Annotated in this window: 2 protein-coding genes and 1 pseudogene; all 3 read left to right on the forward strand. The window is 71.4% G+C overall.

The genetic code is table 11. The features are described from left to right. Positions 1 to 212, forward strand: a pseudogene (locus tag AB0M20_RS39925) (hypothetical protein); the annotation flags it as partial. A 102-nt stretch (positions 213 to 314) separates the two neighbouring features. After that, a complete protein-coding gene (locus AB0M20_RS39930; RefSeq protein ID WP_364306325.1) occupies positions 315 to 1262 on the forward strand; it encodes an ATP-binding cassette domain-containing protein in 948 nt (315 codons plus the stop codon). Further along, positions 1259 to 2056, forward strand: a complete 798-nt coding sequence (locus AB0M20_RS39935; protein WP_364306326.1) for an ABC transporter permease — start codon at positions 1259 to 1261, stop codon at positions 2054 to 2056. The genes AB0M20_RS39930 and AB0M20_RS39935 overlap by 4 nt, the downstream gene beginning before the upstream one ends. Positions 2057 to 2128: the final 72 nt, after the last annotated feature.

Raw genomic sequence — 2128 nt, forward strand, 5'->3', positions numbered from 1 at the left:
GCCTGGATCAGGGCAGCCGCAGGATCCGATACCTGGGCGCGGCGGCCTACCTGGTGATGACCAGCCACCTGCTCTGGGTCTGGGAGCCGCGCCCGCGCCCGCCGCTGGAGCTGATCGGCAGCAACCTGTACGTCTACTTCAGCGTCGCCCTCCTGATCTGGACTCCTGCGAAGCCCGCGGTCGTCACCTCCGAGACACCGCGTTCGCGCTGACACGACCGGCCGGGCCGCTGACACGGGGTCGGCCGATATATCAGCGCCATGTCAGCGGCCTCGCGCAGTCTCTTGTCGTACCCACACGACGGGAGACCCGAAATGACCAACGCGATCGTCGCCGAGGGCCTGGTGAAGCGCTTCGGCGACACCACCGCCCTCGCCGGCGTCGACCTCCCGGTCCGCAGCGGCACCGTGCTCGGCCTGCTCGGGCCGAACGGCGCCGGCAAGACCACCGCGGTCCGCGTCCTCGCCACCCTGATCCGGCCGGACGCCGGCCACGCGACGGTGGGCGGGTACGACGTGGTCCGCCAGGCGCATCAGGTCCGCGAGCTGATCGGCCTGACCGGCCAGTACGCGTCCGTGGACGAGACCCTGACCGGCACCGAGAACCTCATCATGATCGGCCGCCTGCTCGGCCTGTCCCGCCGCGACTCGAGGGCCCGGGCCGCCGACCTGCTCGAGAACTTCGGCCTGTCCGACGCCGCGAGCCGGGCGGCCGGCAAGTACTCCGGCGGCATGCGCCGCCGCCTCGACCTGGCCGCCAGCCTCGTCGGCCGGCCCGCCATGCTCTACCTGGACGAGCCCACCACCGGCCTGGACCCCCGGGCCCGCAACGAGGTGTGGGAGATCATCCGCGGCCTGGTCACCGACGGCGTCACCGTGCTGCTGACCACGCAGTACCTGGACGAGGCCGACCAGCTGGCGGACGAGATCGTGGTGATCGACCACGGCAAGGTCATCGCGACCGGCACCGCCGACCAGCTCAAGGCGCAGACCGGCGCGCAGACCGTGACCGTACGCCCGGCCGACACGGCCGACCTGGAAAAAGTCACCGCGGCCGTGCGGCATGTCGCGGCCGGTGCGGTGGACCTGCGCGGCGACGTGATCGCGGCGCCGGTCACCGACCCGGGCGCTCTGGCCCAGCTGGTCCGCCGGCTCGATGACGCCGGCCTGGCCGTGGCCGAGCTGTCGCTGCGCAGCCCGAGCCTGGACGAGGTCTTCCTGACCCTGACCGGGCACCCCGCCGAGGAAGGAGCGGACGCATGACCGCGCTCGCCGTCGACGTGCAACCACGCGTGACACCCCTGCAGGGAATGAGACACACCGGGACGCTGGCCTGGCGCACCCTGGTGCAGATCAAGCACAACCCGTTCGAGCTGATCGACTTCAGCGTGCAGCCGGTGATGTTCCTGCTGCTGTTCACCTATGTGTTCGGCGGCGCGATCTCCGGCTCGCCGGGCGAGTACCTGGCCTTCGGCCTGGCCGGCATCACCGTGCAGAACCTGCTCTTCGCCACCATGAACACCGGTGTCGGGCTGAACACCGACCTGACCAAGGGCGTGTTCGACCGGCTGCGGTCGCTGCCGATCGCGCGTTACTCGCCGCTGGCCGGCCGGATCGTGGCCGACCTGGTCAAGCAGGCGTGGGCGGTGGCGCTCCTGCTGATCGTCGGTGTGCTGCTCGGTTTCCGGTTCGGCACCGGCCCGCTGGAGGTGGCCGGCGCGATCGGCCTGCTGGTGCTCTTCGGCTTCTGCGCGTCGTGGATGTCGGTGCTGGTGGCGATGCTGGTCAGCGCGCCGGAGAAGGTGCAGATCTTCGGCTTCGCGCTGCTGTTCCCGCTGACCTTCGCCAGCAACGCGTTCGCGCCGACCCAGAGCATGCCGGGCTGGCTGCAGGCCTGGGTCAAGGTCAACCCGGTGACCGTCCTCGCCGACGCCACCCGTGGTCTGCTCAGCGGCGGGCCGGTGGCCGGCCCGGTGACCCGGTCACTGCTCTGGGCGGCGGGCCTGCTGGTGGTCTTCGCCCCGCTGTCCATCTGGGCCTTCCGCCGCCGGGTCTAGCCTCACCTCGGCCGCGGCGGTCGCCATCGTCACGGTCAGACCCGAGGCGAACGCCTCGTCGAAGCCCGGGCC

It is taken from the genome of Actinoplanes sp. NPDC051633, assembly GCF_040681735.1.
Classification (GTDB): Bacteria; Actinomycetota; Actinomycetes; order Mycobacteriales; family Micromonosporaceae; genus Actinoplanes.